The organism is Actinomadura gamaensis, assembly GCF_042652125.1.
GTDB lineage: Bacteria > Actinomycetota > Actinomycetes > Streptosporangiales > Streptosporangiaceae > Spirillospora > Spirillospora gamaensis.
Window position 1 is genome coordinate 161,057 of sequence record NZ_JBHSIT010000002.1, and the last position, 25,563, is coordinate 186,619.

The 25,563-nt window shown below is 74.7% G+C and carries 22 protein-coding genes and 1 pseudogene; 11 read left to right on the top strand and 12 right to left on the bottom strand.

Annotation, left to right across the window (positions count from 1 at the left end):
• Positions 1–62 precede the first annotated feature (62 nt).
• Positions 63–821, bottom strand: coding sequence for an ABC transporter permease (locus ACFPCY_RS06620; RefSeq protein WP_378252725.1), 759 nt, complete (start codon positions 819–821; stop codon positions 63–65).
• Positions 818–1,849: an ABC transporter ATP-binding protein gene (locus ACFPCY_RS06625; protein WP_378253762.1), complete on the bottom strand. Its 1,032-nt coding sequence runs from the start codon at positions 1,847–1,849 to the stop codon at positions 818–820. The genes ACFPCY_RS06620 and ACFPCY_RS06625 overlap by 4 nt, the downstream gene beginning before the upstream one ends.
• Positions 1,850–1,960: 111 nt before the next feature.
• Between ACFPCY_RS06625 and ACFPCY_RS06630 the strand changes: the two genes are divergently transcribed.
• From ACFPCY_RS06630 to hemL, 6 genes and pseudogenes are all read left to right on the top strand, one after another.
• Positions 1,961–2,557: a TetR/AcrR family transcriptional regulator gene (locus ACFPCY_RS06630; protein WP_378252726.1), complete on the top strand. Its 597-nt coding sequence runs from the start codon at positions 1,961–1,963 to the stop codon at positions 2,555–2,557.
• A gap of 647 nt (positions 2,558–3,204) precedes the next feature.
• Positions 3,205–3,879 (top strand): LuxR C-terminal-related transcriptional regulator, encoded by a 675-nt coding sequence (locus ACFPCY_RS06635; RefSeq protein WP_378252727.1) that lies wholly within the window; start codon positions 3,205–3,207, stop codon positions 3,877–3,879.
• 399 nt (positions 3,880–4,278) lie between these two features.
• A pseudogene (locus ACFPCY_RS06640) lies at positions 4,279–5,583 on the top strand (IS701 family transposase); the annotation flags it as partial.
• A 62-nt stretch (positions 5,584–5,645) separates the two neighbouring features.
• A complete protein-coding gene (locus ACFPCY_RS06645) occupies positions 5,646–6,137 on the top strand; it encodes an L-2-amino-thiazoline-4-carboxylic acid hydrolase (protein ID WP_378252729.1) in 492 nt (163 codons plus the stop codon).
• 58 nt (positions 6,138–6,195) lie between these two features.
• Positions 6,196–6,840, top strand: coding sequence for a hypothetical protein (locus ACFPCY_RS06650; RefSeq protein WP_378252730.1), 645 nt, complete (start codon positions 6,196–6,198; stop codon positions 6,838–6,840).
• A 32-nt stretch (positions 6,841–6,872) separates the two neighbouring features.
• Positions 6,873–8,171: a glutamate-1-semialdehyde 2,1-aminomutase gene (gene hemL / locus ACFPCY_RS06655; protein ID WP_378252731.1), complete on the top strand. Its 1,299-nt coding sequence runs from the start codon at positions 6,873–6,875 to the stop codon at positions 8,169–8,171.
• 99 nt (positions 8,172–8,270) lie between these two features.
• On the opposite strand, the gene ACFPCY_RS06660 is transcribed toward hemL, so the two are convergent.
• Genes ACFPCY_RS06660 through hemA form a run of 9 tightly spaced genes read right to left on the bottom strand, consistent with a single transcriptional unit; the run spans position 8,271 to position 17,533 of the window.
• Complete coding sequence (locus ACFPCY_RS06660; protein WP_378252732.1) at positions 8,271–9,041, bottom strand: energy-coupling factor ABC transporter ATP-binding protein; 771 nt, start codon at positions 9,039–9,041, stop codon at positions 8,271–8,273.
• Positions 9,038–9,805: a cobalt ECF transporter T component CbiQ gene (gene cbiQ, locus ACFPCY_RS06665; RefSeq protein WP_378252733.1), complete on the bottom strand. Its 768-nt coding sequence runs from the start codon at positions 9,803–9,805 to the stop codon at positions 9,038–9,040. The genes ACFPCY_RS06660 and cbiQ overlap by 4 nt, the downstream gene beginning before the upstream one ends.
• Complete coding sequence (locus ACFPCY_RS06670; protein ID WP_378252734.1) at positions 9,802–10,191, bottom strand: PDGLE domain-containing protein; 390 nt, start codon at positions 10,189–10,191, stop codon at positions 9,802–9,804. The genes cbiQ and ACFPCY_RS06670 overlap by 4 nt, the downstream gene beginning before the upstream one ends.
• A gap of 21 nt (positions 10,192–10,212) precedes the next feature.
• Positions 10,213–10,902: an energy-coupling factor ABC transporter permease gene (locus ACFPCY_RS06675; protein ID WP_378252735.1), complete on the bottom strand. Its 690-nt coding sequence runs from the start codon at positions 10,900–10,902 to the stop codon at positions 10,213–10,215.
• Between the two features lie 24 nt (positions 10,903–10,926).
• Complete coding sequence (locus ACFPCY_RS06680) at positions 10,927–12,618, bottom strand: DHA2 family efflux MFS transporter permease subunit (RefSeq protein WP_378252736.1); 1,692 nt, start codon at positions 12,616–12,618, stop codon at positions 10,927–10,929.
• Complete coding sequence (gene hemG, locus ACFPCY_RS06685) at positions 12,611–14,173, bottom strand: protoporphyrinogen oxidase (protein WP_378252737.1); 1,563 nt, start codon at positions 14,171–14,173, stop codon at positions 12,611–12,613. Before hemG ends, ACFPCY_RS06680 begins: the two co-directional genes overlap by 8 nt.
• On the bottom strand, positions 14,170–15,183 hold the full coding sequence (gene hemB / locus ACFPCY_RS06690; protein WP_378252738.1) for a porphobilinogen synthase: 1,014 nt from the start codon (positions 15,181–15,183) through the stop codon (positions 14,170–14,172). Before hemB ends, hemG begins: the two co-directional genes overlap by 4 nt.
• Positions 15,184–15,203: 20 nt before the next feature.
• Entirely contained in the window at positions 15,204–16,262 is a 1,059-nt protein-coding gene (gene hemC, locus ACFPCY_RS06695; RefSeq protein WP_378252739.1) for a hydroxymethylbilane synthase, read from the bottom strand.
• A complete protein-coding gene (hemA, locus tag ACFPCY_RS06700; RefSeq protein ID WP_378252740.1) occupies positions 16,259–17,533 on the bottom strand; it encodes a glutamyl-tRNA reductase in 1,275 nt (424 codons plus the stop codon). Before hemA ends, hemC begins: the two co-directional genes overlap by 4 nt.
• A gap of 243 nt (positions 17,534–17,776) precedes the next feature.
• Between hemA and hemE the strand changes: the two genes are divergently transcribed.
• The 4 genes from hemE (at position 17,777) to ACFPCY_RS06720 (ending at position 24,098) form a co-directional block, all read left to right on the top strand.
• On the top strand, positions 17,777–18,844 hold the full coding sequence (gene hemE / locus ACFPCY_RS06705) for a uroporphyrinogen decarboxylase (RefSeq protein WP_378252741.1): 1,068 nt from the start codon (positions 17,777–17,779) through the stop codon (positions 18,842–18,844).
• Complete coding sequence (gene hemF, locus ACFPCY_RS06710; protein WP_378252742.1) at positions 18,841–19,767, top strand: oxygen-dependent coproporphyrinogen oxidase; 927 nt, start codon at positions 18,841–18,843, stop codon at positions 19,765–19,767. Before hemE ends, hemF begins: the two co-directional genes overlap by 4 nt.
• 119 nt (positions 19,768–19,886) lie before the next feature.
• Positions 19,887–22,169, top strand: a complete 2,283-nt coding sequence (locus ACFPCY_RS06715; RefSeq protein ID WP_378252743.1) for an MMPL family transporter — start codon at positions 19,887–19,889, stop codon at positions 22,167–22,169.
• 72 nt (positions 22,170–22,241) lie between these two features.
• A complete protein-coding gene (locus tag ACFPCY_RS06720; RefSeq protein WP_378252744.1) occupies positions 22,242–24,098 on the top strand; it encodes a bifunctional metallophosphatase/5'-nucleotidase in 1,857 nt (618 codons plus the stop codon).
• A 106-nt stretch (positions 24,099–24,204) separates the two neighbouring features.
• Here the strand turns inward: ACFPCY_RS06720 and ACFPCY_RS06725 are convergent, their stop codons facing one another.
• Complete coding sequence (locus tag ACFPCY_RS06725; RefSeq protein ID WP_378252745.1) at positions 24,205–24,522, bottom strand: hypothetical protein; 318 nt, start codon at positions 24,520–24,522, stop codon at positions 24,205–24,207.
• A gap of 70 nt (positions 24,523–24,592) precedes the next feature.
• Here ACFPCY_RS06725 and ACFPCY_RS06730 point away from each other — a divergent pair, with 70 nt between their 5' ends.
• Positions 24,593–25,525: a LysR family transcriptional regulator gene (locus ACFPCY_RS06730; protein ID WP_378252746.1), complete on the top strand. Its 933-nt coding sequence runs from the start codon at positions 24,593–24,595 to the stop codon at positions 25,523–25,525.
• Positions 25,526–25,563: the final 38 nt, after the last annotated feature.

The window sequence follows — 25,563 nt, forward strand, 5'->3', positions numbered from 1 at the left end:
CTGATCGTGCGGTCGATCGTTCGATCGGTCGTCGGTCGTCGGTCGTCGGTCGGAGGTTCGCGTCACTCGTCGAGTGCGGAGCGGTAGGCGCGCGAGGCCAGCGCCAGGCAGCAGGCACCGGCGAGTGCGGAGCCGAGAAGGCGCGCGGTGATGGCCGTCCAGTGCGGGTGCGCGGACAGCGCCGACGCGAGCGCGTCGACGTCGTAGGCGAGGGGGAGCGCGGCGCGCAGCGGCGTGAGCCAGCCGGGCAGGGACTGGGGCGGGACGAGGCCGACGAACATGGCCAGCGTCAGCCCGAGCTGGCCCGCGAGCGCGGCGGTCTCCGGCCGCCGGAAGCCCAGGCCGCTGAGCGCGCCGAGCGCGCTGAACAGCAGGCAGGACGTCACCGTCGCCGGGACCAGCACCCACAGGTGCGCGGTCGGAAGCGCGAACAGCGACGTCCCGGCGAGGGCGCTCAGCGCGATCCCGGGCAGGGCGAACGCGCCGTAGCAGGCGCAGAAGCCCAGCACCACGGCGGCCGGACGGACCGGAAGCGTCCCGTAGTACTCCAGGCCGCCGCCGTGCTTGAGCGCGGACGTCCGCTGGGCGAGCAGGTTCCAGCCGATGAACGCGGCCACCGAGAACGTCGCGCCCGCCGTCACGGCCGCGCGGGACCCCTGGCCGGGCGACCCGCCCATCCCGTGGAGCAGCACGAGGATCGCCAGCGCCTGCACGGTGGCGACGAGCACGACCGCGCCGCCTCCGGCGCGCGCCCGCCCGATCTGCCCGGCGAACACGGCGGCGACCGTCCTCGGAACGGGCGTGAAGGCCGGCGCCGTCATCGCACCGCCTCCCGATCTCCGGCGTCCGCGTCGCTGGGCGCGGGGTCGTCCGGCGGTGGCGGGCCGGCGTCGCAGGCCAGTAGGACGTCCTCCAGGCTGGGCGGGGCGAGGGCGAAGTCGTCGAGTTCGGCGAACGCGGGGCCGGCCAGCAGGACGTCGAGCAGGCGGCGGGCCCGCCCGAGCGGGAGCCGCACCGACCAGCGCCGCCCGTCGGCGGCGACCTCGCCGTCCAGGTCGCCGGGATCGAGCGGCGGGCGCCCGCGCCAGCGCAGATCGAGCCGGACGCGCCCGTCGAACCGGGCCTTCAGCTCTCCGGGGGTGCCGGTCGCGACGGCGCGTCCGGCGTGGAGCACCAGCACCCGGTCGAGGACGGTCTCCGCCTCCAGCACGTTGTGCGTCACCAGGACCACGGAGGAGCCCGCGTCGCGGCGGCGGGCCAGCGCCGACCAGACCGCGCGGCGGGCGTCGAGGTCGAGGCCGGTGGTCGGCTCGTCCAGCACCAGCAGCGGGCCGGACCCGGCGAGGGCGGCGGCCACGCCCGCGATCCTGCGCTGCCCGCCCGACAGCCGCGCCACCCGCCGTCCGGCGAGGCCGGTGATCCCGAGCTCGGCGAGGACGCCGTCGCACGCGGCCCGCGCGTCGCGGCGAGGCAGGCCGCGCAGCCGCGCCGTCGTCTCGACCGCGGTCCGGACGGTCGTGTCCGCCAGCGCCGACTCGCGCTGCGGCAGGTAGGCGAGGCCGCTCGCGCCGAGCGCGGCGTTCCCGGTGATCTCGCGGCCGCGCAGCAGCACGCGGCCGGAGTCCGGGCGGCAGAGCCCGACCAGCATCCGGATGAGCGTCGTCTTCCCGGCCCCGTTGCGTCCGAGCACCCCGAAGATCTCGCCGGGGCGCACGGTGACCGAGACGTCCCGCACGGCCGGCCGGGACGCGCCCGGGAATCTCCTGGTCAGCCCGGTCGCCGCGCACGGGGCGGGGCCGTCCGGCGGCCCGGCCGCCGCGGGCGCGGGCGAAGTCCTTCCGCGAACCATCACGGGGCCACCCTACAGACGTTGTGTATCTACGTCCTGTAGTACCTACGTGTCGCCGAAAAATCGCTGGTCAGCGCGGGTGTCCGGCGGCGGGTCGCCTACGATGCGAGCGTGCCCCGAATCTCCGGATCCCTGAACCAGCACCGGGCCGCCATGCGCGAGCGCATCCTCCTGGCGGTGCGGGAGATCATGACCGAGGACGGCGTGGACCGGCTGACGATGGCCGAGGTCGCGCAGCGGTCGGGACTGAACCGGAGCGTCGTCTACAACTACTTCGCCGACGTGCGCGCCCTGCTCATCGCGCACGCCCAGCACGAGACCGGCCGGTTCACCGAGGAGCTGGAGCGGGCGCTCCGGGACGCCGGGACGCCGACCGAGCGGATCGTCGTCTACATCCGCCGGCAGCTCGCCGACTTCGCCGCCCATCCCCAGCCCGCCGGTCCGGAACTGGCCACCCTCCTCGGCCCCGACGGCTACCGTGAGATGCACGCCCACGTCGGTCCGCTCGGCCGGATGCTCACCGAGATCATCGAGGACGGCGTGCGCGCGGGGGAGTTCGCCGAGTGCGATCCCGCCGCCACCGCCCACCTCGTCCACGCCTGCCTCGGCGCGGAGCGCTACCCCCTCGGCCAGGGCGTGCGCGACCTCGACGAGACGGTCGGGCGGGTCACCACCTTCGTGCTGCGCAGTCTCGGGGCCACCGCCTGACACCGGAGCCCCGGCGTGCGGGTGAGCCCGATCTGCACCACCGGGACACTGTTTTCGAACCGGTGCGCCATTGACCGCTCCGCGAGCGGCGCCGCGCGCGGACGGTCTGTCAGGGATGCGTCAGCCGGACGCCGCGTCGCCTGCGAATCGGCGGCGGGCCGCGCGCGCCGCCTTTCGAACAGGATCGCGGACGGATGTGCAAGATATCTGCGGTAGTCGGTTTCCGCGGCCGAATCCCGCCACCCGTATCAAGAATTCTCCGGGCCGGTCGAGCGTTTTTACCGTTGCCTGACGAACTCGTTTGTTGATCGGTTCGACGAAACCTATGTATATGTGAATCGCAAGACGTCCTTGACCGGTGACCTTGAGTTGGACGCGGGAATGCGGAGCGTGATCGTCGTGGGCTCCGCGTCCCCGCGGTGAACGACCGGGCGCGGCCGCCCTCCTGGAGGCCGCGTCCCGGAACTGTCGTCGACGGCCGCTCCCGAACCCCGTACCCCCGCTCCGGACTGTTCGCCTGCCCGAATGCGGACGTGCGGAGCGCGGCGCCGGGCCGGGTGGCGGTCGACCGACCGCGGCCGCGGCCGCGACTTGGGGGTGTGCTCGATGAGGTGGAAGCGGAGCGTGCGCGCGAGAGGGAGGGGCGCGTGACGGTACGGGTGATCGTTCTTGATCGCCAGGCGCTCACCCGGCTCGGGGTCCGCATGATCCTGGAGGCCGAACCCGATCTGGAGCTCGTGGCGGAGGCCCGGACGGGACGCGAACTGGTGCCGCTGGTGGCCGAACGGCGGCCGGACATCGTCCTGGTCGGCCTGCCGCTGGCCGAAGGGGAGGCGAGCGAACTGGTACGGAACCTCGTCGCGGACGGCGGGCGCAGACCGGGCGTGGTGGTCATGGCGGCGTCCGCGCACGAGGCGTCGCTGCTGGAGACGCTGCGCGCGGGGGTGCGGGGCGTGGTGGGGAAGGACTGCCCCCCGCACGAGATCGTGCGGGCGATCCGGGTGGTGGCCTCGGGTGGAGCGGTCCTGACCTCGGCGGTCACCGGGCAGCTCCTGGACTGGGTGGCGCGGGTGCCGGTGGCGACCTCGGTGCGGCCCGCGGTGGCCGAGGCGCTGAGCGACCGCGAGCGGCACGTGCTGGAGCTGGTCGCCGGCGGGCTCTCCGACACCGAGATCGCCGAGGAGCTGCACGTGTCGACCGCGACCGTCCGGTCCCACGTGCACCACATCACGGCCAAGCTCGGCGTGCCCGGACGCGCGCAGGTGGTCGCGTTCGCCTTCCGGCAGGGGCTGGTGGCCGGGGAGCCGGCCGGGCGCGGTTAGCCGGTCCCCGCGCCCGGCGAATACCCTCTTCCCGTTTTTGCGAATGATTTGCAAAAGCGGGAAGAGGGTATTTGTGTGTTCGGAGCGAATGTTCCGGCGTTTCGAAGACGCCGACGTCACGGACGGTGATTCCACATCCGTTCGTCCGGCGCCCCGCCAGGGGCAACGCGGGTGGACGGCCCGTCCGGCGCCGCTCAACATTCGTGGACCCCGCCCTGGATGCCCGTGGAATTCCCGGCCGGGAAAGATCAACGCATGACCGAAGACAGCCGGGTGCCGGGCCGCCTACTGTGACGGCGACCGCATTTCCGAATGAGGGCGCCGAAGTGTGAGGGGGATCGGCGGCCGACGAAAATCAAATTCGAGGGGATCGAATTGAACACGTCGCCGGCTCGTGTCATGGAGTTCTCGCCGCCGGGCGAGAACGCGGGGGAGAGCGCCGGGGGCAGCCCGGGGGAAAGGGCGCGGGACGGTGCGCCGGGCGGTGTCCCGGACCGGGGAAGCGCCGAATCCGCGCGCATTCTGCGCACCGAGCTGTTCCTGCGCCGGCTGCACCGGATGATCGGACCGAGGTTCGCCCGGGCGGAGCCCCGGGAGCGCGCCTTCGCCTTCCTGCGCGGCATGGTCGCCTCCGGCGGCCGGCGCAACGGCAGGCGACTCGCCGAGGCCGCCGGCGAGGACCGTCCGGACGGCATGCAGCGGCTGCTGACCACCGCGCGCTGGGACGCCGACGAGCTGCGCGACGACCTGCGCGACGTCGTGCTGGAGCACCTCGCCGACGAGGCGGCGGTGCTGGTCGTCCACGAGGAGGCGTTCGAGAAGAAGGGGAGCAGCTCGGTCGGGGTCGGCCCGCGTCACGTCGCGGCCGCCGGTGCCGTCCGCAACTGCCAGACGGCGGTGTTCCTCACCTACGCCGTGCCGCGCGCGCAGGCGATCATCGACCGGGAGCTCTTCCTGCCGCCCGCCTGGGCGCGCGACCCGCTGCGCCGCGCCCGCGCGGGCGTGCCCGTCGAGATCCCGTTCCGGACCCGGACCCAGCTGGGCTGGGAGATGGTCCGGCGCGCGCTGGACGCGTCGGTCCCGTTCGCCTGGGTCGCCGCGGCGAGCCCCTTCGGGCACGACGTGGAGTTCCGGCGGCGGCTGGCCGCGCGGGGCGTGCCGTACGTGCTCGGGCTGCGCCCGCCCGGGCGTCCGTCCGGGCGGGCGTCCGGGCGTTCGTCCGGGCGTTCGTTCGGGCGGGCGAGCGGGGGCGCGGACGCGCCCGGACCGCGACCGGAGGCGTGGACCGAGCGGGGCGTCCCGGAGGAGGTCATCGCGGCCATCCCGGCGCGGGACTGGCTGCGCGTCCGGGACCCGGGCGACCCGCTCCGCCCGGACGGCGTGTGCCACACCGCGCGCGTGCTGCTCCGCCCGGCCGGACGCGCCGGGTTCGCCCAGTGGCTGCTCGTCCGCCGGGACCTGCGCCGGACGCTGACCTACCTCTGCGCCGGACCCGCGGGCACCACGCTCCGGCAGCTCGCCGAGGTCGCGCGGCAGGCCGAGCGCGGCGCGCTGTACGCGGCGTCCGCGCGGGCCGACGTGGGCCTCGACCACTACGAGGTCAGGCTCTGGACGGCCTGGTACCGCCACATCACCCTCGCCCTGCTCGCGCACGCGAGCCTCGTCCTCGCCGGGGAGCCGGCGTCACCGCGGCCCGGCCGCCCGCCGCTCCCGCCGAGGACCCCGCCCACCGTCCACCGCGACCGGCAACCCACGCAGGAGTGACCATGCGCGAGATCACCGACCCGAACCTCAGGCGCGGCCTGGCCGAGCAGCTGCGCCGCTACCGCGAGCTGCGCGAGCGGCTGGGACCCGAGCGCGCCCGGGAGGCGATGCTGGACGGCCTGCCCGAGAAGCAGGCCGCCCGGCTCGGCCCCGCCGTGGCGGCGGGCGCCCTCGCCGAGGGCATGGCGAAGGCCCTGCCGTGGCTGGAGGCGGCGGGCCTCGTCCACGAGGTCGTCGACGAGCGCCTCCCCGGCGAGGACGCCGCCCTGGAGATCGCCTTCACCTGCACGTGCGTGACGGCGGCCGAGGAGCTCGGCCTGTCCGCCGACCAGACCGAACCGCTGCTGTGCGACCTCGAGGTCGAGGCGACGCGGCGGGCGCTGCCGGAACTCGACGTGCGCGCGCTGGCGCACCGCGCCGAGGGCGCGCGGGTGTGCGTCTTCCGCTACCGCCGGACGGCGTCCCCGTCCGGCGACCCGGGATCGGACCGCTGATCCCCCGACCCGTGAACCGCCGCGGCGGACGCCGCCGCGGACCGACCTGGAGGTGACCATGAAGTTCGTCCCGTCCGCGCTCCGCCGCCGTCTCGGCTGGCGCGCGCAGGCCGTGATCGCCGGCGCCGGAGCCCTTCTCGCCACGGCGGGGGACTACCGGGCCGGCGTCCTCGCCGCCCACATCCCGGTGATGCTGACCCGGCTGAACGCCAGCGCCCTCACCGCCCCCGCGCTCCCGGACGGCAAGGTGTCGTTCGCGTTCTACGGCGTGCTCGACGAGCCGGGCGACGTCCGGGTCGTCCAGGCGGACCTGGACGCGGGCGACGTGCTGTTCGTCGAGATGCTGATCCCCAAGCTGCCGCCCGAGACCGGCATCGCGCCCGAGCTGCTGCCGTCGCTGACGCTGGTGGCGCCGTCCGGGGAGCGGCGCGTGTTCACCGCCCACCGCCGGGAGACGTTCGACGAGCCCTACACCGACACGTCCTACCTCAGCTACAGCGTCGGCCGGATGGCGGCCGAGGCGGGCACCTACACCATGGAGATCACCGGTGAGGTCCCGGCCCGGTTCGTGCTCGCGGTCGGCGAGGAGGAGCGTCCGGGGGAGGTCCTCAAGGCGACCATCGGCGACATCCCGGACGTCCACGAGTGGTACCGGACGCCGCCCGGCGCGTCCGCTCCGGAGACGGCCGGCCGGGCCGGTTGAGCGGGCCGGCCGAGCGGAGAGGGAGGAACGCGATGAACCGCACGGAGCGAACGGAAGCACTGTGGCGGCGCGCCCGGCGCGTCACGCCCGGCGGGGTCAACTCGCCCGTGCGGGCGTTCGGCGCGGTCGGCGGCACCCCGAGATTCATGGCCTCGGCCCGCGGCCCCTACCTGGTGGACGTGGACGGCACCGAGTACGTGGACCTGGTGTGCTCCTGGGGCGCGGCCCTGCTCGGGCACGCCCCGCCGGCCGTCGTCGGCGCGGTCCGGGACGCGGCGGAGCGCGGCACGTCCTACGGCGCGCCCACCGAGGGCGAGGTGGAGCTGGCCGAGGAGATCGCCCGCCGCGCGCCGGTCGAGCGGGTCCGCCTGGTGACCTCGGGCACCGAGGCGACCATGTCGGCGATCAGGCTCGCCCGGGGCTTCACCGGACGCGGCCGGATCGTCAAGTTCGCGGGCTGCTACCACGGGCACTCCGACGCGCTGCTCGCGGCGGCCGGGTCGGGCGTGGCGACGTTCGGGCTCCCGGACTCGCCGGGCGTCACCGGCGCCGCCGCGTCCGACACGATCGTCCTGCCCTACAACGACGCGGACGCGGTCCGCGCGGCGTTCGCCGAGCACGGCGAGACCGTCGCCTGCGCCATCACCGAGGCGTGCCCGGCGAACATGGGCGTCGTGCCGCCCCGGCCCGGGTTCAACGCCCTGCTCGCCGAGCTGTGCCACCGGCACGGGGCGCTGCTGGTGGCCGACGAGGTCCTCACCGGGTTCCGGGTGACGGCCGCGGGCTGGCACGGCCACGAGCCGATCGACGCCGACCTCGTGACGTTCGGCAAGGTCATGGGCGGCGGCCTGCCGGCGGCGGCCTTCGGCGGTCGCGCCGGCGTGATGGACCTGCTCGCTCCGGCGGGCCCGGTCTACCAGGCCGGGACGCTGGCCGGGAACCCGCTCGCGACGGCGGCCGGGCTGGCCGTCCTACGGGCGGCGACCCCCGAGGTCTACGCGGGACTCGACCGGACGTCCGCGGCGCTCCGGGCCGCGGTGGCCGAGGCCCTGGACAAGGAGGGAGTGCCGTACCTGATCCAGACCGGGGGCAACCTGTTCTCGGTCTTCTTCGGCGACCACGCCGGAGGCGTCCACGACTACGCCGCCGCCCGCGCGCAGGAGACCGCCCGTTACGCGGCGTTCTTCCACGCCGCGCTCGACCGGGGCGTCTACCTGCCGCCGTCGGCGTTCGAGTCCTGGTTCGTGTCGGCCGCCCACGACGACGCGGCGCTGGAGCGGATCGTCGAGGTGCTGCCGCACGCCGCGCGGGCCGCCGCCGAGGCGGGCTGACCGCAGGACCCGGCGAACCGGAAAGGCGGCCACCGCAACCGGTGGCCGCCTTCTCGTGTGCCGGGGTTCCGTCGGGTGGGTTCCGTCGGACGGGTTCCGTCAGCCGGCGGCGGTCTCCCGGACGGAGAACCCGTAGGGAAGGCGCAGCCGGTGCGCTTCCAGCAGCTCCTCGTCGGACAGGACGAGCCCGGTCGGTCCGTCCGCGACGATCCTGCCGTCGGAGAGGATCAGCGACCGCGGGCACAGCTCGGCGGCGTACGGCAGGTCGTGGGTCACCATCAGCACGGTGACGCCGAGACCCAGCAGCAGGTCCGCCAGCTCCGCCCGGCTCGCCGGGTCGAGGTTCGAGGACGGCTCGTCCAGCACGAGGATCTCCGGCTCCATCGCGAGCACCGTCGCCACCGCCACCCGGCGCCGCTGCCCGAACGACAGGTGCTGCGGCGGACGGCCCGCCGCGTGCAGCATGCCGACGCGCCGCAGCGCGTCCTCGACCCGGGCGTCCAGGTCCGGGCCGCGCAGGCCGAGGTTGGCCGGGCCGAACGCGACGTCCTCCCGGACGGTCGGCATGAACAGCTGGTCGTCGGGGTCCTGGAACACGATCCCGACGCGCCGCCGGATCTCCGGGAGGTTCGGCTTGGCCACCGGCAGCCCGGCGATCCGGATCGTGCCCCCTCCGCCGGACAGGATGCCGTTGAGGTGCAGCACGAGGGTCGTCTTCCCCGCGCCGTTCGGGCCGAGCAGCGCGACGCGCTCGCCGCGCCGGACGGTGAGGTCCACGCCGCGCAGCGCGCGGTGCCCGCCCGGGTAGTCGTAGGTGAGGCCGCCGACCTCCACGGACGGCGGCGCGGTCGGTTCGGTCGGTTCGGTCATCCGGGCACCATCCAGGCGGTCGCGGCGACGGCCGCGGCCACGGCCGGGACGAGCCCGGTCGCGGCCCACTGCCGCGCCGTCGCGGACACGTCGTGAAGCGTCGGGGTCGTGCCGCTGTAGCCGCGGCTGGCCATGGCGACGTACACGCGTTCACCCCTCTCGTAGGAACGCAGGAACAGCGCGCTGAGGGAGCGCGCGAGGACGGGGACGTGCCGCAGGTCGCGGGCGTCGAACCCGCGCGCCAGCCGGGCCGTCCGCATCCGGCGGATCTCGTCGAGCACGACGTCGGTGTAGCGCAGCATGAACGTCGCGATCTGCACGATCAGCGGCGGCAGTCGCAGCCGCTCGACGCCGAGCAGCAGGGTGCGCGGCTCGGTCGTCGCGGCCAGCAGGATCGAGGCGGTGACGCCCAGGGTCGCCTTCGCGAGAACGTTCCACGACGACCACAGCCCGGACGTGCTCAGCGGCACTCCGGCCAGGTGGACGTGCGGGCCCGGCACGACGAACGGCAGGAGGAACGCGAACCCGACGAACGGGAGCTCCACCGCCATCCGGCGCAGCAGAAAGCCGGGCGGGACGCGCGACGCCGCCGCGACGGCCGCGAGGATCAGCGCGTAGCATCCGAAGGCCCACACCTGATCGCGCGGCGTGGCCACGACGGCGATGCCGAAGCCGAGCGTGCCGAGGATCTTGCACTGCGGCGGCAGCCGGTGCACCGGGCCGTCGCCCGCCCGGTAGAGCCGGTGGACGTGCCCGCCGCTCACGGGCCGTCCCGCCGTTCGGTGCGCCGGCGGCGCGCGAGCCAGAACAGGCCGCCGCCCGCCGCGGCGACGACGCCGACGCCGGCGAGCCCGGCCAGCCCGTTGGACAGCCGCGCGTCGTGCACGCCCTTGACCTGGTAACCGCCGACCGGGGAGTCCTTCATCGGCTGGTCCCGTTTGCGGGCGTCCAGGTGGTGGTCGGCCGAGACCTTCTCCAGGCCGTCCGGCTTGCTGCTGGCGTAGTAGCTGACGAACCCCGCGAGCGCGAGGACCACGATCGTGCCGATGACGAGGAGCCGCTTGAGTGCGCGGTCCCGGGCTCGTTTCTCCTCCGGGACGTTCTCGTCGTGCATGACATGGGGCTCGTCCCTGGCAGGTTCTTCGTCCATGGCAGGTTCCTTCCGTGAGGATCAGACACGGGACGGTTCGGGCGCGGCGGCGGCCCGCCGGGCCATCGCCCTGCGGACGCCGTGGACCAGGTCCGGGCGGACGGCGAGGACCCCGCCGACGGTGAACGCGGTGATCACCCCCTCGCCGAGGCCGATCAGCACGTGGACGCCGACCATGGCGGCCGCGACGGTGCCGAGCGGGACGTCCGCCGTCCCGCCGACCGCGTACACCGCGACGAACCCGAGCGCCGCGACCGGCACCGAGAGCGCCGCCGAGACGAACGCGGCGACGGCGAGCGCGCGCGGCCGGTCGGCGAACCGGCGCGCGGCCGGGCGGAACGTCCAGTGCCCGACCAGGACGGTCACGACGCCCATCAGCGCGATGTTGACGCCGAGCGCGGTGAGCCCGCCGTCGGCGAACAGCAGCGCCTGGACGGTCAGCACGACCGCCATGCAGAGCACCGCGGTGTAGGGGCCGACGAGGATGGCCGCGAGCGTCCCGCCGAGCAGGTGCCCGCTGGTCCCGCCCGCCACCGGAAAGTTGATCATCTGGGCGGCGAAGACGAACGCGGCGGTCAGCCCGGCGAGCGGGGCGGTGCGTTCGTCGAGTTCGGACCGGGCGCCGTGCAGGCACCGTCCGACGCAGGCCGCGGTGAACGCACCCGCGGCCAGGCAGGTCGGGGCGTTGATGAAGCCGTCTGGGATGTGCACCGGTGTTCTCCCTCCAAGGGTCGGTCAACCGTCGTCGTGCGGGGCTCGGCGGCGGGGCGCGTCGCGGGGGAGGCGGAGGCTCGCGACGAGGCCGCCGAACATCAGCGCGGCGGTGATCCAGGTGACGTCGCGGGTGGCCTCGGCCAGCGCCGAGCGCGCCGCCGTCCGGGCGGGCGCCGTGGCGGGGGACGCGGCGAGCCGGGGTATGTCCGCGCCGAGGCTGCCCCGCACGGACGCCGCCGCCTGCCGCCTGCCGTCGTGCGAAAGGCCGCTGGCGGCGTCCAGCCGCCGGTCCAGGTGGACGCCGAGCGTGCCCGCGAGGGCCGCGCCGAGCACGGCGATGCCGAGCGCGGAGCCGAGCAGGCGGGTGGTGTTCTGCGCTCCGGCGGCCTGCCCGGAACGCTCGACCGGGACGTCCGCCAGCACGACGTTCGACAGCTGGGCGCTGGCGAGCCCGACGCCCACCCCGTAGCCGAACAGCGGCGGGACGAGCGTCCACGGCGAGATCGCCGGCCCGAGCAGCACGGCGACGGCGGCGATGCCCGCGGTCTCCAGCGCGAGCCCGGCGATGACGACCGCGCGGGCGCCGTACCGGCGGGTGGCCGGACCCGCGACCGGGCCGGCCGCCAGCGAGCCGACGGCGAGCGCGAGGATCACCAGCCCGGCGTGCAGCGCGTCCAGGGACAGCACGGCCTGGAGGTACAGCGGCAGCACGAACACCAGCCCGAACTCGGCCAGCCCCACCACCGCGATCGCGACGTTCCCCACCCGGAAACCGGGGATGGCGAACAGCGTCATGTCCAGCAGCACCGGCCGGCCGCTCCGGCGCCGCCGCTCGGCGGTCACCGCGAACACCGCCAGGCAGCACGCGCCGAGGACGGCGGCCACCGGGATCGGCGAGACGCCCGGCGCGGGCCAGCTCGCGCCGCCGATCCGGAACGTCCGCGACGGCGTCCACCACCCGTACCGCTGGCCCTCGATGAGCGCGAACACCAGCGCCGCGAAACCCGCGGACGCGGCGAGCACGCTGACGGCCCCGGCCCGGAGCGTCGCGCGCGGGTCCCGGCTCTCCGGCAGCCACCGCAGCGCGCCGGCGACGACCAGCGCGCCGAGCGGCACGTTCACCGCGAAGATCCAGCGCCAGGAGTGGGCGGCGGTCAGCCAGCCGCCGAACACCGGGCCGACCGCCACCGTCGCGCCGATGGCCGACCCCCAGACCGCGAACGCGGCGGCCCGGTCGCGTCCCCGGAACGCGGTGTTCAGCACGGACATCGCCGAGGGCAGGATCAGCGCGGCGCCGAGGCCCTGGAGCACGCGCCCCGCCAGCAGCGACGGGCCGCCGCGCGCGAGCCCCGCGAGGACGCTCGCGGCGACGAAGACCGTCACCCCGGCGGCGAGGAACCGGCGGTGCCCCACCACGTCCCCGACGCGTCCGGCGGGGAGCAGGAGCGCGGCGAAGACCAGCATGTACCCGGCGTTCACCCATTCGGCGTCGGTCGAGGTCAGCCCGAGGTCGCCGATCACGGTGGGCAGCGCGACGTTCACGACGGTGCCGTCCACCATGATCAGCGAGACCGCGACGCTGAGCGTGACCAGGCGCAGCCACCGGAGCCGCCGGCGGCGCCCGTCCGGGACGGCCCGCTCGGCCGCCGCCGGACGGGCGCCGCCGGAGCGGGCGCCGGCCGTCCTCGGTTCTCCGGGCACCGGCTCAGCCACCCGCCGGAACGGGCCGCGGGGCGGCGTCACCCGCGGGGACGAGCACGGAGGCGATGTCGCCCGCGACCCGCCGCGCGTCCCGGACGCAGTCGTTGATCCCGACTCCGTGGTAGGTGTTCCCGGCCAGGTGCAGCCCGCCGGACGCCGCCGCCTGCGCGAGCACCGCGTCCATCCGCGCGCGGTGCCCGACCGGGTACTCGGGGATCGCCCGCCGCCACAGGTGGTCGAAGGAGAACACCGGCTCGCCGCGGATGCCGAAGATGTGGACCAGGTCGTGGTGGACCTCCCGGACGGCGTCCTCGCTCGGCAGCGACGAGAACGCCGGGTCCTGCATCCCGCCCGCGAGGGTGCGGATGAGCACCATGTCCTCGGGCGCCTGCTCGGGGAAGATCGTCGAGGTGTGGATGCTGGCCAGGATCCGCGTGCGCTCGGTCGGGATCGTCAGGAACCCGATGCCGGACGGCTCGCGCCGCACGTCCGCCCGCCGGTAGGCGAGGGCGACGACCCGCACGTCCGGGTGCGGGATGGCCGCGAGGGCCTCGGCCGCGTCGGGCAGGTGCGGCGCGATCAGCTCGGCCGCCCGGTACGCCGGGAGCGCGACGACCACGTGGTCGGCGGTGAGCGTCGCGCCGTCCTGCTGGACGACCGTCCAGCGCCGCTTCGCGTCCGGCGTCCGCTCGATCCGGACGGCCCTGCGGCCGAGCCGGACGCGGTCGGCGAGCGACTTCTCCAGCGCGTCCACGAGGCGCTGCATCCCGTGGCCGCGGAAGGTGTGCAGCCGCATCCCGAACTCGCGGAACTTCGGCAGGCGCGGGATGTAGAACCGGCCGGTCTGCGTGCCGCGCAGCTGGGCGCGCAGCGCGCCGAGCAGGACGCTCCGGTGCCGCGCCTCCAGGTACCGGACGTAGGGGAACTTCGCGTCGATGCTCAGCCGCCGCGAGTCCCCGCCGGTGACTCCGAGCACCGCCGGGACGGCCAGCGTGCGCGCCAGCTCCCACCCGAACCGCCGCGCGGTGAACTCGAACACCGACTCCTCGGTGAGGTCCCTGGCGACGAACGGCTCCAGCGCGATGCGCAGCTTGCCCCGCGCCGACAGCAGCGGCGAGCGCAGGAACTCGCGCGGCGTGGTCGGCATCGGGATCAGCTCCTGGTCGTCGCGCAGGAGCAGCAGGTCCTGCGCCTCGTCGGTGGCGAGCATCAGCTCGTCGCCGAGGCCCAGCTCGCGCGCCAGGTCGCCGACCCCGCCGGGGCCGTAGACGACGAAGCCGTGCGGGCCGGTGTCCACGGTGAAGCCCTGCCGGTGGTGCGAGCCGACGATGCCGCCGACCCGCTCGGACGCCTCCAGCACCACGACGGAGCGTCCCGGCGCGCGGGCGACGATCTGGTGGGCGGTGGTGAGCCCGGTGATGCCGCCGCCGATCACGACGACGTCGTGGTCGCCGTTGACGGCCCTGCGTCCGCCCCGGGCGTGGTCTCCCGCGTGGTCTCCCGCGTGGTTCTCGGCGTGGTTCTCCGCGTGGTTCTCGGCGGGCTTGGGTTCCGGTGGCTTGGTCACGACAGCTCCCGTGCGGCCTCGACGGCCCAGTAGGTGAGGATGATCGAGGCGCCCGCGCGGCGGATGGAGGTGAGCGTCTCGGCGATGGCGCGGTCGCGCTCGATCCAGCCGCGCGCGGCGGCGGCCTCGACCATGGCGTACTCGCCCGACACCTGGTAGGCGGCGACGGGCACGTCCACCGCGTCGGCGGTGCGGCGGACGACGTCCAGGTAGGACAGGGCGGGCTTGACCATCACGGCGTCCGCGCCCTCGGCGACGTCGAGGGCGACCTCGCGCAGCGCCTCGGCGCCGTTGGCCGGGTCCATCTGGTAGGTGCGGCGGTCGCCCGTCAGCGACGAGTCGACCGCGTCGCGGAACGGCCCGAAGAAGGCCGAGGCGTACTTGGCGGCGTAGGCGAGGACGCCGACGCCGGTGTGCCCGGCCGCGTCCAGGGCGGTGCGGACCGCGCGGACCTGGCCGTCCATCATGCCGCTCGGCCCGACCAGGTGCGTGCCCGCCTCGGCGAGCGCGACGGCCATGGCGGCGTAGCGGTCGAGGGTCGCGTCGTTGTCCACCGAGCCGTCGGCGGCGAGGACGCCGCAGTGCCCGTGGTCGGTGAACTCGTCCAGGCAGAGGTCGGCCATGACGGTGGTCGCGTCGCCGACCTCCGCGACCAGGTCGGCCACGGCGGTGTTGAGCGCGCCGCCGGGGTCGGTCGCGCCGCTGCCCTCGGCGTCCTTCTGCGCGGGCACGGCGAAGAGCATCAGCCCGCCGACGCCCGCTTCCACGGCCTCGCGCGCGGCCTTGCGCAGCGAGTCGCGGGTGTGCTGCAGGACGCCCGGCATCGACGGCACCGGCGCGGGCTCGGTGAGGCCCTCCTTGACGAACATCGGCAGGACCAGGTCGGCGCCGGACACGCGGGTCTCGGCGACCAGGCGGCGCAGCGCGGGCGTCCTCCGCAACCGCCGCGGCCGGACGGCGGGACGCGGGACGTCGAAAGGCGTTGCGGCCGTTGGGGGATGGTCGGTCATCGCGGAACCTCCGGAACGGGTCAGCCCAGGGCGGGCGTCGTCGGCTGGTGGGGGGCCTGCGCGGGACGGCGGCGGGGGTCGTCCACCGGCGGCTGCGCGGCGAGGAGGTCCCCGCCGCCCGCGTCGAGCAGCATCCGGGCGAGGCGCTCGCCGAGCGCGCGGGCGTGCTCGGTCCGCGTCACCGGCGCGCTCAGGGAGCGGCGCAGCACGGTCGAGCCGTCGGGGGTGGCGACCATGCCGTCCAGGCGCAGCGTCCGGCCGTCCCCCTCCCGGACGGCCAGCGCCGCGACCGGCGAGGTGCAGCCCGCGTCGAGGCCGGCGAGGAACGCGCGCTCGGCGGTGACCGCGCGCCGCGTCTCCGGGTCGTTCACCGCCGCGAGCGCGGCGGCGGTCGCCGGGTCGGCGCCGCGGCACTCGAGGGCCAGCGCGCCTTGCGCGGGCGCGGGCAGCAGCGTCTCGGGCGGCAGCGGCGCGACGACGTCGGCGAGCCGGCCCAGCCGCGCGAGCCCGGCCATCGCCAGCACGACGGCGTCGAGGTCGCCGTCGCTGACGCGCGCGAGCCTGCTGTCGACGTTGCCGCGCAGCGGGACGACCGACACGTGCGGCGCGACGGCCAGGATCTGGGCCGCGCGGCGCGGCGAGCCGGTGCCGACGCGCGTGCCCGGCGGGAACCCGGCGAAGTCCGCCGGGAGGCCCGCCGGTCCGGCGAGCGCGTCGCGCGGGTCCTCCCGCACCGGGACGGCGGCGAGGCGCAGCTCCGGTTCGGGCGCGGTCGGCAGGTCCTTGAAGGAGTGGACGACGAAGTCGACCTTCCCCGCGAGCAGCGCCTCGCGCAGCGCGGTGACGAAGACGCCGGTGGAGCCGAACCGCTCGATCGGCGCGTCGCTCTCGTCCCCCTCGGTGGACAGCGTGACGAGCCGGACGGGCCGTCCGGTCGCCTCGGTGACGCGGTGCGCGGCCCAGGTGGCCTGCGCGACGGCGAGCTTGCTGCGGCGGGTGCCGAGCAGCAGCGGACGCTTCTCCTCGCGCGCGCCGTGCGCGTGCGTGGCGGGGTGGTCGTGATCGCTGTGGGGGCTCATGCGTGGGCCTCGCTCGTGTCCAGGTCGAACAGGTGGAAGAGGGCCTCCAGGTAGAGGCGCCCGTCGGGGGTGCCCGCGAGCTGCTTGGCCCGCGTGATCGGGGTGTGCAGCAGCTTGGCCACGATCCGGTCCACGGCGGCCACGGTCGCCTCCCGGTCGCCGTCCGCCAGGTGCGGCAGCCGCTTGCCGAGCCGGTCGAGCTCGGTGTCCACGACCTCGCGGCTGCGCGCGCGCAGCGCGACGATCAGCGGCCGGACCGAGGACTCCAGCCGGCGGGCGAGGAAGGCGCCGGTCTGCTCGGCGCAGATCTCCGCCGTCCGGGCGAGGTCGGCGGCCGGGCCGCGCCGCGACAGCAGCCGGCCGAGCGCGGCGAGGTCCACCAGGTGGACGCCGTCCACGTCCGCGCACAGCGGGTCCAGGTCGCGCGGCATCGCCAGGTCGAGCGCGACCATCGGCGGGTTGCCGGCGTTCTTGCGGGCCCTGCGCAGCGTGTCGGCGTCCAGCACGTGGCCGTGCGCCCCGGTGGACGAGACGACCAGGTCGCAGCGTTCGAGGACGTCCGCCCACGCGGCCTCGGGCGCCACGGTGCCGCCGACCTCTCCGGCGATCCGCTCGGCGTTGGCCGGGGTGCGGCTCGCGACGTGGAGGGCGCCGGCGTCCGCGTCCCGCAGGAGCCGGGCGGCGAGCGCGCCCATCGTGCCGGTGCCGATGACGAGGGCCGTCCGGCCGGCGAGGCCGCCGAGCGTCTCGGCGGCGGCGTCCAGCCCGGCGTGCACCAGCGAGACGCCCGCCTGGCCGACGCGGGTCTCGCTGCGGGCGGTCTTGCTGGTCCGCAGCGCGTGCTCGGTGACGGCGATCAGCAGCGGCCCGGCCGTGGCCGCCTCCCGCGCCGCGCGCAGCGCGGACCGGAGCTGCGCGACGATCTGCTCCTCGCCGACCGCCATCGACTCCAGGCCGCACGCGACCCGGAGCAGGTGGGCGACCGACTCGGTCTCGCGCCGGATCGCCACCGACTCCCAGACGTCGTGCTCCGGGACGCCCGCCATGGCGGCGAACGTCTCGACGACATGGCAGGTCGCGGCGCTGCGGTGGCCGGTGGACAGGACGGCCTCCAGCCGGTTGCAGGTGGCGAGGACCATCACCTCCCCGACGGCGGGATGGTCCCTGAGCCGCGCCAGCAGCGCGGGCATGCGGTCGGGAGGGACGGCCAGGCGTTCGAGCAGTCCGATCGGGGCGGTCGTGTGGTCGACGCCGACGGTGTGTAGCTGCATCACGGAAAAGGTCACCTTCGTGGCGCGTTCGGGCGGTCTTCGGGGATCGCTGCGGGGATCGCTGCGGGGCGGCACGAACGTAGGCAGCCGAATTCAGCGCGGTCCAGGCAAGTACGGAAGTCTCCGCCCGCTGCCGTACTAGCCGCCGGGAAGTGCGGTAAAGAAACGCGTCCCGTGACGGCCGGGACATGCCGGGCTAATGTCACGGCACGGCCGACCGGCGGCGTCATTCCTGGAGGAAATGTGACCACGACCGAAACGGACGCGGACGGCACCGAGGTCCGCGCACGCACCCTCTTTCTCGACACCGCGCGCGGGCTCGCCGGGGACCGCGCGCCCGTCTGGCTGATGCGCCAGGCGGGCCGCTACCTGCCCGAGTACCGGGCGCTGAAGGAGCGGCACGCGTTCTGGGAGATGTGCCGCACGCCCGAGATCGCGGCGGAGGTGACGCTGCAACCGCTGCGCCGCTTCCCGCTGGACGCGGCGATCATCTTCAGCGACATCATGACGCCGCTGCCGCCGATGGGAGTGCCGGTGGACTTCGCGCCCGGGCCGGTGATCCGCTCCCCGCTGCGCAGCGCCGCCGACGTCGCTCGGCTCGCCACCCCCGGCGGCGATGAGGTGGCGCCGTTCGTGGGCGAGGCGATCCGGCTGGTCCGCGCCGAGGCCGAGGTGCCGGTGATCGGGTTCGCGGGCGCCCCGCTGACCGTCGCCGGGTACGCCGTGCAGGGCGCCGGGTCGTCCGACTACGCCGAGTTCCGCGCCTGGCTGCATCGCGAGCCCCGCGCCGCGCACGACCTGCTGGACAAGCTCGCCGACGTCACCACCGGCTACCTGCGCATGCAGATCGAGGCCGGGGCCGAGGCGGTGCAGCTGTTCGACAGCTGGGCGGGCGTCCACGACCGGCGCGGCTACGCCACCTTCGGCATGCCCTACGCGCGGCGCGTCCTGGACGGCCTGGCCGACACCGGCGTCCCGCGCGTCTACCTCGCGGTCGGCGCCGCCCACCTGTACCCGCAGATCGCCCGGCTGCCCGCCGAGGTGGTCAGCGTGGACTGGCGGCAGCCGCTGGACGCCGTCCGGGCGGCGCTGCCCGGCAAGGTGCTCCAGGGCAACCTCGACCCGGCCGTGCTGCTCGCCGAGCCCGGCGACCTGCTCGCCGCCGCGCGCCGCGTGCTCCGCGAGGGCCAGGGCGGGCCGCACGTGTTCAACCTCGGCCACGGCGTGCTCCAGGGGACGCCGCCGGACAACGTCGCGCGCCTGGTCGATCTCGTCCACGACTTCGTCCGGGAGGAGGGCGAGGGCCGATGAGCCACGCCGAGAAGGTCACCGAACTGCTGCGCGCCCACCAGGACCGCCTCGTGGCGGCGTTCGAGAAGCAGGACGGCGGCACGACGCGGTTCCGGGACGCGCGCTGGCAGCGCCAGGGCCTGGGCGGAGGCCGTGCGCGCATCCTGGAACGCGGCAACGTCTTCGAACGGGCCGGGGTGAACGTGTCGCTGGTCGCGGGGGAGAAGGTCCCCTCGGCCGTCTCGCGGGACCGGCCGCACCTGGCGGACAAACCGTTCGTGGCGACCGGGATCTCGATGGTCCTGCACCCGCTCAACCCCTACACGCCGTCCTTCCACGCGAACTTCCGGTATTTCGAGATCGCCGACGAGGAATGGTGGTTCGGCGGCGGCATGGACCTCACTCCGATGTACGGGTTCGACGCGGACGCCGTCCATTTCCACCGCACGCTCAAGGCGTGGTGCGACCGTCACGAACTGGGCCGCTACGACGAATGGAAGAAGACCTGCGACGAGTATTTCCATATCCGCCACCGGAACGAGATGCGCGGCATCGGCGGGGTCTTCTTCGACCGCGTGGCCGACCCGTCGCCGCATCCGTCGCCGGAACACCTGGCGTTCGTGGACGACGGTCTCCGGGCGATCCTCGACGCCTACCTCCCGATCGTCGCGCGCCGCGCGGACACGCCGTACGGCGAGCGCGAGCGCGAGTGGCAGCTCGCCCGGCGCGGGCGCTACGCCGAGTTCAACCTCGTCTACGACCGGGGCACCCTGTTCGGGCTCCAGACCAACGCGAACATCGAGGCCGTCCTGATGTCGATGCCGCCGGTGGCGCGCTGGGGCTTCGAGATCGTCCCCGAGCCGGGCAGCCCGGAGGCGGACGTGGCCCGCTTCCTGCAGCCCCACGACTGGGCGGGCCGGGACACGCTGGCCCCGGCGGGCTGACCCTCCGCCCGTCCCTCCTCGGCCTCTCCGGGCCGGTTCGCCGGTTCGCTGTACGAACACCTCCGGCACGGTGTAGTACTACGGGTCGTAGTACCAAACTGTCGCTTAGGAGGTGGACGATGCAGGACCGCCTGGGACGCTGGTGCCACCGGCGCCGCCTGACCGTGATCGCCGGCTGGTTGCTCGTCGCGTTCACGCTGGTCAGCGTCGCCGGAATGGCCCGGCCGCACTTCGACTCGGAGTTCGCCCTGCACGGGGCCGACTCCCAGGACGCCTACGACGTGCTCGCCCGGCACTTCCCCGAGCAGTCCAAGGGCATGGGGGAGGTGGTGTTCTCCGCCCCGGCCGGGCTGCGCGACCCGGCGGCGCGCGCACGGGTCGAACGGATCGTCGGCGACGTGCGGCGGGCCGACCCGTCGGTGCGCGACGTGGTCAGCCCCTACGACGCCGCGAACGGCGGCCTGATCAGCGCGGACGGGCGGACCGGCGTCGCGCGGGTCTGGTTCGCCACGTCCCGCACCGACGTGCCGAAGGCCGCCCGCTCCGAGATCAGGTCGGTCGTCCGGCGGGACGGCGGCGACGGCGTCCGCGCCGAGCTGGCCGGGACCATGTTCGCGCCCGTCCCGGACACCGGGCTCAGCGAGACGGTGGGGCTCGCCGCCGCCGTGATCGTCCTGCTGGCCGCCTTCGGCTCGCTGCTGGTCGTCGGCATGCCGCTGCTGACCGCGCTCGTCGGGCTGCTCGGCTCGCTCGGCCTGGTGATGTTCCTCGCCAAGGCGATGGTCGTGCCGGACTTCACGATGTCCGTCGCGACCATGATCGTGCTCGGTGTCGGGGTGGACTACGCGCTGTTCGTCGTCACCCGGCACCGCGCCGCGCTGCGCGCCGGGCGGACGCCCGAAGCGGCGGCGGGCGAGGCCGTCGCCACCGCCGGACGCGCCGTGCTGTTCGCGGGCCTCGTGGTCGTCGTCTCGCTGACGGGCATGCTCTTCATGGGCGTGGGCTTCGTGCGCGGGCTCGCGATCGGCTGCGCGCTCGGTGTGCTGGTCACGCTCGCGGTGGCGGTCACGCTGGTGCCCGCGCTGCTCGCGCTCGTCCCCGAGCGCCGCCTGCGCCGGTGGGCCGAGCGCGGCCCCGGCGCCGGCCTCGGCACTGGCGCTGGAAATGGCACGGGCCTCGGCACTGGCGCGGGCCTCGGCCCTGGCGCCGGAAACGGCACGGAAAACGGCGCGGGAAACGGTACGGGAACCGGCACGGGAAAGGGCGCGGGCTGGACGCGCTGGCACGCCGGGATCACCCGCCGTCCCGCGCTCGTGATCGCCGCCGGGCTCGCCGTCCTGGCCGTCCTCGCGACGCCCGCCTTCGCGCTGCGCCTCGGCAGCAGCGACGCGGGCAACCGGCCCACGTCCGAGACCACCCGCCGCGCCTTCGACCTGGAGACGCGGGCGTTCGGCCCCGGCTCGACCGCCGCGCTCACCCTGGCCGTCGATCTGCGCGGAACGGCGCCGTCCGCGCTCGACGGCCTGGTGAAGCGCGTGGCGTCCACGCCCGGCGTCGCGGCGGCGACGCCCCCGGTGCTCAGCCGCGACCGCGCCGCCGCGATGATCGTCGTCACGCCGCGCACGGACGCCCAGGACCGGGCGACCGGCGACCTGGTGCGCCGCCTCCGCGACGACGTGCTGCCCGACGCGACGTCCGGCACCGCGATGCGCGTGCACGTCGGCGGCGTCACCGCCACCTTCCAGGACCTCGCCGACCGGATGGGCTCCCGGCTCCCGGCCTTCGTGCTGGCCGTGCTCGGCCTGTCGCTGCTCCTGCTGGTCCTGCTGTTCCGCAACCTCGCGGTGCCGGTCACGGCCGTCCTGCTCACCGTCCTGTCCCTGGTGGCCGCGTACGGGGTGCTGGTGGCGGTGTTCCAGTGGGGATGGGCCAAGGAGGCGTTCGGCATCGGACGGACCGGGCCCCTGGAGAGCTACACGCCGATGACGCTCATGGCGCTGCTCTTCGGGCTGAGCATGGACTACGAGATGTTCCTGCTGTCCCGCGTCAAGGAGGCCTTCAGCCGGACGGGCGACGCGTCCGGGGCGGTCGCCGAGGGACTGCGGGCGTCCGGACGGGTCATCCTGTCGGCGGCGCTCATCATGGCGGCCGTGTTCGCGAGCTTCACCCTGTCGTCCGACCGGATCATGAAGCAGTTCGGCCTGGGCCTGTCGGTCGCCGTCCTCGTGCAGGCGCTGCTGGTGCTGACCGTGGCCCCGGCGATCCTCGGTCTCCTCGGCGCCCGGGCCTGGCGTCCGTCCCGCCTCCTGCGCGGCCTTCCCGACCTGCGCGTCGAGGGCACTCCGGCGGAAGCCGGCCCGGTGCGGGAGCGGCCGTCGCCCGAGGGCGCCGCGCACCGCTGACGCCGCCGCCGACGTTCGTCCGGATGGCGCCGCTATTGTGTCGCCTTGCCCCACTAGAGAAGGACGTGAGACATGGCGGATGCGGGTAACGGCACGGGTCCGGCGCCGCGCTGGTGCTCCTGCCGGGTGCCGGACGGCGCGGAGGCGCCGTCGGGCGTGAGCCGCAGGCGGGTGCTCGGCGGGCTGACCGCCGCCGGAGCGCTGGCGGTGGCCGGCTGGCCGGGCTCGGCGCAGGCCGCGGCCCCCGGCCGGGACAAGTCGGTCACCATCACCGTGATGGGGACGTCCGACCTGCACAGCCACGCGGTGAACTGGGACTACTACACCGACGCGGCCTACAGGGACAGCGCCGGGAACGTCGTCGGCCTCGCGCGGGTGTCGAGCCTGGTCGAGCAGATCCGCGCCACGCGCGGGCGCGACCGCACCCTGCTGTTCGACGCGGGCGACACCATCCAGGGCACCCCGCTCGGCTACTACTACGCCACCGTGGAGCCGATCACCAAGACCGGCGACGTCCACCCGATGGCGCGGCTGATGAACGCCATCGGCTACGACGCCGTGGCGCTGGGGAACCACGAGTTCAACTACGGGCTGCCGCTGCTGGAGAAGTGGATCGGCCAGATGGACGCCCCGGTGCTCGCCGCCAACGCCGTCCACGCGGGCACCCGGCGCCCGGCCTTCCGGCCGTACATGATCAAGCGGATGCACGTCCCCGGGCATCCGCCGATCAAGGTCGGGCTGCTCGGCCTCACCAACCCCGGCGTCGCGATCTGGGACAAGGCCAACGTGTCGGGGAAGCTCGACTTCCTCGACCTGGTCGAGACGGCGAAGCGCTGGGTGCCGGTCATCCGCGCCGCGGGCGCCGACGTCGTGGTCGTCAGCGCGCACGCGGGGGACAGCGGGCTGTCGTCCTACGGCGGCGACATCCCGGTCGAGAACGCCTCGGCGATGGTCGCCGAGCAGGTCCCCGGCATCGACGCGATCCTGTTCGGGCACGCGCACCTCGACATCCCCGTCCGGTACGTGACGAACAAGGCCACCGGCCAGAGCGTCGTGATGAGCGAGCCCAAGTGCTGGGGCGAGCGGCTGTCGGTCTTCGACCTCACCCTCACCCGCGACCGGGGCCGCTGGAAGGTCACCGGCAAGTCCGCCACGACGGTGAACACGAACACCGTCGAGGAGGACCAGGCGATCGTCAGGCTGGTCAAGAAGCAGCACGACGCGGTCGTCGGCTACGTGAACCAGAAGGTGGCGACCTCGACGCAGGCGCTGTCGGCGGCGGAGTCCTGCTGGAAGGACACCGCGATCCTGGACTACGTCCAGCTCGTCCAGACGGCGAAGGTCACCGAGGCGGTCGCCGGGACGGAGCATGCGTCCCTGCCGGTGCTGTCGATCGCCGCGCCGTTCAGCCGGGCCGCGACCTTCCCCGCCGGGCAGGTCACCATCCGGGACATCGCCGGGCTCTACATCTACGACAACACGCTCATGGCGAGCGTCCTGACGGGCGCGCAGCTCAAGGACTACCTCGAGTACTCGGCGCAGTACTTCAAGAAGACCGCGCCGGACGCGCCGGTCGACCCGGCGTCCTGGACCAACGAGAACAACCGGCCAGACTACAACTACGACCAGCTCTCGGGCGTCGACTACGACATCGACATCTCCAAGGACGCCGGCTCGCGCATCGCGAACCTGACCTACAAGGGCGCGGCGGTGACCCCGGACCAGAAGTTCGTGGTCGCCGTGAACAACTACCGCCAGTCCGGCGGCGGCGGTTTCCCGCACATCACCACCGCGCCCGTGGTCTACAACGCGCAGCTCGCCATCCGGGAGGCGATCGTCGCCTACGCCTCGGCGTCCGGCACGATCGACCCGGCCGCCTTCCACACCGTGAACTGGCGTCTCACCCGGAACGGCACGCCGGTCTTCTGACCTCCGCGAGCCGCATCACCGAGACGGCGTGATCGCCTCCTGCCGGGCGCTCACGCCGTCGCGCTTATGCCGTCGCGCTTATGCCGTTTCGCTCACGCCGTTTCGCTCATGCCAGGGGCTCGTGGTTCGCCCAGGCGACCCGGTACGGGTGCCGCGCCTGCCACCGGTCGATGACCTCGTGGACGCCGGGCGCCGCGAACGCCGCGGCCAGCGCCTCCATGTCGGCCACCGCGACCTGGACGAGCGCGGTCGCGATCATCGCCGGGATGGCCTCCTCGCCGGGGACGGGCAGGTGCCGCCGGGCGGCGAACGACCGGACCAGACCGGTGTCGCGCATGGCGCGTTCGATATCCGCGAGATATTGATCGAGTTCGTTGTCGGGCAGAGGACGCTCGAACGAGACGAGCATTGTGTGCTGAACCATGTGTCGATTCTCGGCGACGGCCGGCGCCGGAGTCCAAGACACGTTCGTTCTTCAGCGATAACCTGGAGGCATGGCCGAGCTGGAGACCCGCGAGATCGAGTACTTCATGGCGGTCGCCGACGAGCTGCACTTCGGACGGGCGGCCGTCCGGCTGTCGATCGCCCAGCCCGCGCTGTCGAAGGCGATCCGGCGGGTCGAGGCGCGGCTCGGCGTCCCGCTGTTCGTCCGGTCCAGCCGCCACGTGGAGCTCACCCCGGCCGGACGGGCGCTCCAGGAGCACGGGCGGCACGCGCTCAACGCGGTCGGCGCCGCCGTCCGGAACGCCCGCCGCGCCGGTGACCCCCACGCCCAGCTTCGGCTCGTGCTCAAGCCGGGAGGCGACGCGGGCCTGCTGTCGGGGATCCTCGCCGAGTACTCGCACCGGCCCGACGCCCGGCGGGTGGACATCCTGTTCAGCGGGCCCGCCGACCGCACCGACTTCCTGCGCGACGGCCGCGCCGACGTCGGCCTCCTCTACGCGCCGTTCGACGACCTGGACGGCCTGGCCCACGAGACGCTGCACACCGAGGAGCGCGTCGTCATCGTCCCGTCCGGGCACCGGCTGGCCGGGCGCGCCTCGGTGCGGATGCCCGACCTGGACGGCGAGACGCTGCCGAGCTGGAAGGGCGTCCCCGGCGGCGACGGCACCGGCCCGGCGGTCGCCGACGCCGTCCAGCTGCTCCAGATGATCACGGTCGGGCGGATGGTCGGGGTGCTGCCCCGGTCGCTGGCCGAGCCCCTCCCGCCCGGCCTGACCTGCGTCCCGGTGGCCGACGCGCCGCTCAGCCGCCTCGTCCTCGCCTGGAACGAGCACGACCGCCGTCCGCTGGTGACGTCGTTCGTGGAGGCTGCCCTCAGAGCGTCCGGACGCGAACCCGGGCTACACGACGAACCCCGGCTACACGACGAACCCCGGCAAGACGAGGAACCCCGGCCGGACGACGAATCCCGGTCGCACGACTAGGACGAGCCGGGGTCGCCGCCGATCCCGTCCGCGGCCGT

What these genes read in the sequence shown, in the direction of transcription:
- ACFPCY_RS06720 (WP_378252744.1), top strand. Translation starts at nt 22,242, where the DNA reads ATGGCGGATGCGGGTAACGGCACGGGTCCGGCGCCGCGCTGGTGCTCC.
- ACFPCY_RS06660 (WP_378252732.1), bottom strand. Translation starts at nt 9,041, where the DNA reads ATGACCGAACCGACCGAACCGACCGCGCCGCCGTCCGTGGAGGTCGGC.
- ACFPCY_RS06625 (WP_378253762.1), bottom strand. Translation starts at nt 1,849, where the DNA reads ATGGTTCGCGGAAGGACTTCGCCCGCGCCCGCGGCGGCCGGGCCGCCG.
- ACFPCY_RS06650 (WP_378252730.1), top strand. Translation starts at nt 6,196, where the DNA reads ATGAAGTTCGTCCCGTCCGCGCTCCGCCGCCGTCTCGGCTGGCGCGCG.
- hemA (WP_378252740.1), bottom strand. Translation starts at nt 17,533, where the DNA reads ATGCAGCTACACACCGTCGGCGTCGACCACACGACCGCCCCGATCGGA.
- ACFPCY_RS06620 (WP_378252725.1), bottom strand. Translation starts at nt 821, where the DNA reads ATGACGGCGCCGGCCTTCACGCCCGTTCCGAGGACGGTCGCCGCCGTG.
- ACFPCY_RS06670 (WP_378252734.1), bottom strand. Translation starts at nt 10,191, where the DNA reads ATGGACGAAGAACCTGCCAGGGACGAGCCCCATGTCATGCACGACGAG.
- ACFPCY_RS06645 (WP_378252729.1), top strand. Translation starts at nt 5,646, where the DNA reads ATGCGCGAGATCACCGACCCGAACCTCAGGCGCGGCCTGGCCGAGCAG.
- ACFPCY_RS06715 (WP_378252743.1), top strand. Translation starts at nt 19,887, where the DNA reads ATGCAGGACCGCCTGGGACGCTGGTGCCACCGGCGCCGCCTGACCGTG.
- hemF (WP_378252742.1), top strand. Translation starts at nt 18,841, where the DNA reads ATGAGCCACGCCGAGAAGGTCACCGAACTGCTGCGCGCCCACCAGGAC.
- ACFPCY_RS06730 (WP_378252746.1), top strand. Translation starts at nt 24,593, where the DNA reads ATGGCCGAGCTGGAGACCCGCGAGATCGAGTACTTCATGGCGGTCGCC.
- hemL (WP_378252731.1), top strand. Translation starts at nt 6,873, where the DNA reads ATGAACCGCACGGAGCGAACGGAAGCACTGTGGCGGCGCGCCCGGCGC.
- ACFPCY_RS06725 (WP_378252745.1), bottom strand. Translation starts at nt 24,522, where the DNA reads ATGGTTCAGCACACAATGCTCGTCTCGTTCGAGCGTCCTCTGCCCGAC.
- hemC (WP_378252739.1), bottom strand. Translation starts at nt 16,262, where the DNA reads ATGAGCCCCCACAGCGATCACGACCACCCCGCCACGCACGCGCACGGC.
- hemB (WP_378252738.1), bottom strand. Translation starts at nt 15,183, where the DNA reads ATGACCGACCATCCCCCAACGGCCGCAACGCCTTTCGACGTCCCGCGT.